Raw genomic sequence first — 5,820 nt, 5'->3', positions numbered from 1 at the left:
CCAGCGTGACCTCACTGCCGAGCAGGGCACCGCGGTGGGCGACGTTGTAGGCGGCCACCTCCGACGCCGACGTGCCGGCGGGGCCGGATCCCTGCAGCACGTGGTGGAGGGCGAAGAGCACGCCGAAGGCGAACGCGCCGGTGGCCGCCCAGCGAAGGGGCGAGCGGCGCGGCGCCTCAGCGTGAACGCTCATTCGGCCATCATCGGGCAGCCGCGGGGCCCGGACCGGCTAATCGGGGAACTCGACCAGCCGCGCCCCTCCGCCAGGTTCCTGACCTGCAGAAACAGCCTGTGCCCCCGGCAGGACTCGAACCTGCGACCTAGAGATTAGAAGGCTCTTGCTCTATCCAGCTGAGCTACGAGGGCTCGTCGCGGGTGCCCGAAGCGCCGCGAACGCCTGAAGTGTAGGCGAGCACACGGCATACCCGGTGGCAGTCCGGCAGAGAGGCGGTCCCGGACGGCGGCCCCGCCCAGGGGTCCACGGTGTCTCCGTCAGAAAGCGGGGGCGCGCGCGACCCTCCCACGGTTCACTGAAGGGGTGCAGCAGAGCAGCCAGGCGCCACCGATGCGCTACTTCGACCCGCGCCTCGTCGGCACGCTCGAGTGCGAGACGTGGGTCAGCTACTACCGCCGCGAGTGGTGGCCGTTCCTCAAGGCCGCGGTGCGGGTGGTGCGGCACGCCTTCGGGCTCAACCGCACGCGCACGGCCCTCGGCGCCTGGTGGGTGCTGCGGGCCAACCAGGTGTGGGCGCCCTACCCCGACAACGACCCCGAGGCTGCGCGCCGGTTCATGGGCAAGTTCTACGCGCTCGTCGCCCACACCCACCGCGAGGACTTCGACGTCACCGAGGCCGCCCGGCTCGAGGTCGAGTGGTGGCGGATCCACCGCGGCGTGCAGCGCGGCGAGAAGCCACCCACGCCCGAGGCCGTCGAGGAGCTCGTCCAGGCACTCCAACGGCTCTACGCCCACACGTACCGCGTCGACCCCACCGACGTGCGCCTCGCCGCCGAGCAGCGCGCCGAGGCGATGCGGCTCTCGGATGAGTGGGTCCGCGACGGCCACCACCGCGGCAACCCCCTGGTCGCGCAGGAGCGGGCCGCGCTGGTCCGCTCGTACGCCGCCCTGCTGGCGGCGGTGCACACCGCCTGAGCGCGGTCAGGTCAGGACGGTCCCGGCGAACTCGCGGCGGTGGCCGGCCAGGTCCATCAGCAGGGCCTGCTCGCGTGCCGGTGCCTCCTGCCCAGCAACGCCGCGCACCACACGCATCCGCAGCAGGGCCAGCTCGCTGGCCGTGTCCTGGAAGGCGGTCATCGCCGCCAGCGCGCGCCGCCCACCGGTCATCCGCGCCCACACCCGGGCCCGGCGCCGGTCGGGCATCGAGGCGAGCATGCGCACCTCCGGGTAGGTCAGCCATCCCGCGTCGGCGAACGGCACCAGGTGCACGCCGATGAGCCTGCCCTCCCGCCGGCGCGCCCACACAGCCACCCCGATGAACGCGGCGAACAGCGGCACCTGGAGGAACACGTAGGCCACGAGGAAGCCCTGGATCCCGGCGACGGTGGTCAGGTTCCAGGTCGCGTGCAACGTCACCGCCGCCAGCCAGCCGAGCAGCGGGGCCAGCACGCGTATGCCGGTGCGCCGGGTGGTCGCCGCGACGCCCAGTCCGATGCCGGTGCAGATCGTGAAGACGGGATGGGCGAACGGGCCCATCACCCCGCGCAGGAGGAAGACCGTCGCCAGGCCGGCACCGCCGGTGTCGTGGAAGGCGCGGGCCAGGTAGAAGATGTTCTCCGCGAAGGCGAACCCGGCCGCGGACAGCCCGGCATACACCATGCCGTCGACGATGCCGTCGAACTCCTGGCGGCGCAGCCGCCAGATGAGCAGCACGACCAGGCCCTTGAGGGTCTCCTCGACGACCGGGGCGACGACGACCGCGCCGAGGGTGAGCGGGTCCTGGCCGGCGTTCCGCAGCACCACCATCGTGGAGGTGTTGAGCACCAGGGCCCCCGCGCTGGCCACCAGCGCGCCCCAGAGGAACGTCAACACGAGCAGCCGGGTCGGCTCGGCCTCGAACCGGTCCAGCCACAGGAACGCCGGGACGACCACGCCCAGGGGCAGCACGGCGAGCAGGACGCCGAGCAGTGAGGCCCCCACCCCGGCGCTGACGCCCGCAGCCTCCCCCAGCACCAGCGCACACACCCCGAAGCCCACGATCATGACGGCGCCCTGGACCCAGCGGCGGATCACCGACCGCGTTCCCCACGTCATGACGCGCAGGCTAGTGCAGCCTCCCCCGTAGGGTGTCCTGCGTGACGACGAACGGTAACGACCGCGCGACCAACGACCGCATCGTGTGGATCGACTGCGAGATGACCGGCCTGAGCCTGGAGCACGACGCCCTCATCGAGGTCGCGGCCCTGGTCACCGACTTCGAGCTCAACCAGCTCGGCGACGGGGTCGACCTGGTCATCAAGCCCCCGGCCGCCGCGCTTGAGCAGATGGACGACTTCGTCCGCGACATGCACACCACCAGCGGCCTGCTGGAGCAGCTCGACCGGGGCATCAGCCTGGAGGACGCGCAGAACCAGGTGCTGGCCTACGTGCGCGAGTGGGTGCCCGAGCCGCGCAAGGCACCGCTCGGCGGCAACACCGTCGGCACCGACCGCAACTTCCTCGCCCGGGACATGCCCGACCTCGAGGCGCACCTGCACTATCGGATCATCGACGTCTCCTCGATCAAGGAGCTCTCGCGCCGGTGGTACCCCCGCGTCTACTTCAACTCCCCCAGGAAGTCCGGCGGCCACCGCGCCCTGGCCGACATCCGCGAGTCCATCGCCGAGCTGCGCTACTACCGCGAGGCGGTCTTCGTCGAGCAGCCCGGCCCGGACTCCGACGCGGCGAAGGAGATGGCCGCCCGGCACGAGATCCCCGGCGCCTGACCTGCGCCGACGCGCCGACGCCGGCGTGCTGGCAGGGGGTGGTCGGAACACCCCGCCGGACCTAGTACGATAGGCGCCGCTGAACACGCGACCGCCACCTTTGCGGCGGTCGCTCGGCATGGTGGGTGTAGCTCAGCTGGTAGAGCACCTGGTTGTGGTCCAGGTGGCCGCGGGTTCAAGTCCCGTCACTCACCCCACGGGTCGGGCCCCGGCTCCGCGCAAGCGGTGCCGGGGCCCGACTGCTTCACCCGCGAGACCGCCACCTGGGGGCGGTGGACACCGCGGCCGGGAAGGGCTCGACGCCGTCAGGCGATCGGTTACTTCACAACCTCGCACGCGACTCCTCCGAAGGCTCTTGCACGAGGGGTGACCTGCTGCTTGACTGCGCGAGGCAACGGATCCTGCCCGGGTGCCAGACCTTCCCGCTCCGCGGAGCGGGAGGCACTCGGCAGATGACGCCACCACGTCGTCGTGCACAGGAGGGGGTGTGCAGTGGCTCCGCGCCGCTCTCTCGGTCCTTCCGCCTGCTGGCGTTGCCTGAACCGCATCCTGGACCCTGCCGGACCCTGTTCGGCGCTCCCCGAAAGGACCTCGTCGTGCGACGACGCACCTCCATCGCCGCGGCCCTGATCGCCGCAGGCGGGCTCGCCTCCATCGCCTCGGGCATGGCGGTGGCCGCCCCCTCCCCCAGGGAGGACCACCCCCAGGGGCCGCCCCTCGACCACGTCTTCGTGATCATGCTGGAGAACCACTCACAGTCCAGCGTCATCGGCGACGCGAACGCGCCGTTCCTCAACTCGCTGGCGGCCAGGTACACCGTGGCCGACCACTACTACGGGGTCACGCACCCCTCGATGCCGAACTACCTCGCCAGCATCGCCGGGGACAACTTCGGTATCCAGGACGACAACGACCAGAACGTCGTCAACCTCGACCGCAGGAACCTCGTCGACCAGCTGGAGTCCAAGGACATCAACTGGGGCGCCTACATGCAGGACCTGCCGGCCAACAAGCTCGACCGCTTCGGTCCGGCCCGCGCCGACGGCTCGCTGATCTCGCTCTACGCCAAGAAGCACAACCCGTTCGTGCTCTTCGACGACGTGAAGAACAACCCGGCGCGCATGGCGAAGGTCAAGGACTACAGCGCGCTCGGCTCCGACCTGAACGCCGAGGACGCCCCCCAGTTCGTCTGGATCACGCCCAACCAGTGCAACGACATGCACGGCGGCGTCTACGACACGGTGGCCGGCCACCCGGAGACGCCGTGCCCCTACGGCAGCGCCAAGGACGACGCCAACGACGCGGCCCTGAAGCAGAAGGCCGACACGTTCGTGAAGGGCGCGGTCACCACGATCATGTCCTCCAGGGCCTGGACCAAGAAGTCCGCGATCGTCATCGTCACCGACGAGAACGACTACACGGGCAACGCCGAGACCGGCGGCTGGGAGAACGCCGACGGGTGCTGCGACTCCCCGTACGTCGCCAAGGGCGACGCGCGGGTCAGCGCGAGCTGGCCCGGTGGCACGTATGGCGGTGGGCTGATCCCCGCGATCGTCGTCACCGGCTCGGGGGCGCACCACAGCGTCGACCACACGCCGTACAACCACTACTCGCTGCTCACCACGATCGAGGACAACTGGCGCCTCGGCCACCTCGGCCACGCCGGCGACACCGCGGGTGGCGTCGTGCCGATGTGGACGGCGATCGCCGAGCACTGACGCAGCAGACCCTCTCGTCCAGCGACCGCCCCGCTCTCTCGATGAGCGGGGCGGTCGCGTGCTGCTCACCCGGCGAGGGGCATGAGGGGCTGCGAACGTCCGGGACGATCACGCTGACGTGGGCGCCCCGACCCGCGGCACCGGTGCGGGGGCCGGGCCGGCGGGCGCCGGAAGCCGGAGACGCTTGAGCAGCAACGCGTTGACGGCGACGAGGAAGCTGGACCCGGACATCGACAGCGCGGCGATCTCCGGTCGGAGCACCAGACCGAATGCTGGCTCGAACACGCCGGCCGCGATGGGCAGCGCGATGGCGTTGTACCCAACGGCCCAGCCCAGGTTCTGGCGCATCTTGCGCAGCGTGCCGCGCCCGATCCGCAGCGCCACCGGCACGTCCAGCGGGTCCGAGCGCATCAGCACGACGTCGGCGGTCTCGATGGCCACGTCGGTGCCGGCCCCGATGGCGATGCCCAGGTCGGCCTGGGCCAGGGCTGGTGCGTCGTTGACCCCGTCGCCGACCATCGCCACCCGCTTGCCGGCCCGCTGGAGCTCGGCGACCCGAGCGGCCTTGTCGCCGGGGAGGACCTCGGCGATCACCGTGTCGATGCCGAGCCGGCCGCCGACGCGGCGCGCTGTGGCCTCGTTGTCCCCGGTGAGCATGACCACCTGCACGCCCGCCTCGTGCAGGGCCTGCACCGCGGCCGCAGCGGTGTCGCGTGGGGCGTCGGCCAGAGCGATGACGCCGGCGGCGCGGCCGTCCACGGCGACCATCACGGCGGTGCGTCCCGCGGCGGCGAGCTCGTCGCGCCGGTCCAGCAGGCCATGCAGCTCGACACCCTCGGTGGCCATGAGGGCACGGTTGCCGACGAGGACGCGACGGCCGGCGACCACCGCGCCCGCCCCGTGCCCGGGCACGCTCCGGAACTGCGCTGCCTCCAGGACAGGGGCCGCCTGCTCCTGGGCGTGGCGCACCACGGCCGCCGCCAGGGGGTGCTCGGACTCTCGCTCGACGGCCGCGGCCAACGGCAGGAGGTCCTCGGCGCTGATCCCGTCGACGACGACGTCGGTGACCTCAGGCTCGCCCTTGGTCAGCGTGCCGGTCTTGTCCATCACGACGGTGTCGATCCGTGCGGAGGTCTCCAGCGCGCTGGCGTTCTTGAAGAGC

Annotated in this window: 6 protein-coding genes and 2 tRNA genes; 4 read left to right on the top strand and 4 right to left on the bottom strand. The window is 71.6% G+C overall.

What is annotated here, in order from left to right:
* Positions 1 to 193, bottom strand: a 193-nt coding sequence (locus tag VF825_RS19185) for a hypothetical protein (RefSeq protein WP_331116410.1), incomplete at its 3' end; no start/stop codon positions are given.
* A gap of 99 nt (positions 194 to 292) precedes the next feature.
* Positions 293 to 366, bottom strand: a tRNA-Arg gene (locus VF825_RS19180).
* A 172-nt stretch (positions 367 to 538) separates the two neighbouring features.
* Here VF825_RS19180 and VF825_RS19175 point away from each other — a divergent pair.
* Entirely contained in the window at positions 539 to 1,150 is a 612-nt protein-coding gene (locus VF825_RS19175) for a hypothetical protein (protein WP_331116408.1), read from the top strand.
* Positions 1,151 to 1,156: 6 nt separating this feature from the next.
* Here the strand turns inward: VF825_RS19175 and VF825_RS19170 are convergent, their stop codons facing one another.
* Positions 1,157 to 2,269: a PrsW family intramembrane metalloprotease gene (locus VF825_RS19170; RefSeq protein ID WP_331116406.1), complete on the bottom strand. Its 1,113-nt coding sequence runs from the start codon at positions 2,267 to 2,269 to the stop codon at positions 1,157 to 1,159.
* Positions 2,270 to 2,310: 41 nt separating this feature from the next.
* Here VF825_RS19170 and orn point away from each other — a divergent pair, with 41 nt between their 5' ends.
* The 3 genes from orn (at position 2,311) to VF825_RS19155 (ending at position 4,658) form a co-directional block, all read left to right on the top strand.
* The gene (orn, locus tag VF825_RS19165; RefSeq protein ID WP_414695901.1) at positions 2,311 to 2,940 is read left to right on the top strand and encodes an oligoribonuclease; all 630 of its coding nucleotides are present in this window, start codon (positions 2,311 to 2,313) and stop codon (positions 2,938 to 2,940) included.
* A gap of 121 nt (positions 2,941 to 3,061) precedes the next feature.
* Positions 3,062 to 3,137: transfer RNA gene (locus tag VF825_RS19160), tRNA-His, on the top strand.
* Between the two features lie 399 nt (positions 3,138 to 3,536).
* Positions 3,537 to 4,658 carry an alkaline phosphatase family protein gene (locus tag VF825_RS19155; RefSeq protein ID WP_331116404.1) on the top strand — a complete coding sequence of 374 codons (1,122 nt, stop codon included), beginning with the start codon at positions 3,537 to 3,539 and terminating at the stop codon, positions 4,656 to 4,658.
* A 108-nt stretch (positions 4,659 to 4,766) separates the two neighbouring features.
* On the opposite strand, the gene VF825_RS19150 is transcribed toward VF825_RS19155, so the two are convergent.
* A partial coding sequence (locus VF825_RS19150; RefSeq protein WP_331116402.1) for an HAD-IC family P-type ATPase occupies positions 4,767 to 5,820 on the bottom strand: 1,054 nt, incomplete at its 5' end.

Source organism: Oryzihumus sp., assembly GCF_036391795.1.
Classification (GTDB): Bacteria; Actinomycetota; Actinomycetes; order Actinomycetales; family Dermatophilaceae; genus Oryzihumus.
This window is presented reverse-complemented; position numbering and strand designations above follow the sequence as displayed.

Coding starts and splice junctions, on each gene's coding strand:
- VF825_RS19170 (WP_331116406.1), bottom strand. CDS start 2,269: ATGACGTGGGGAACGCGGTCGGTGATCCGCCGCTGGGTCCAGGGCGCC.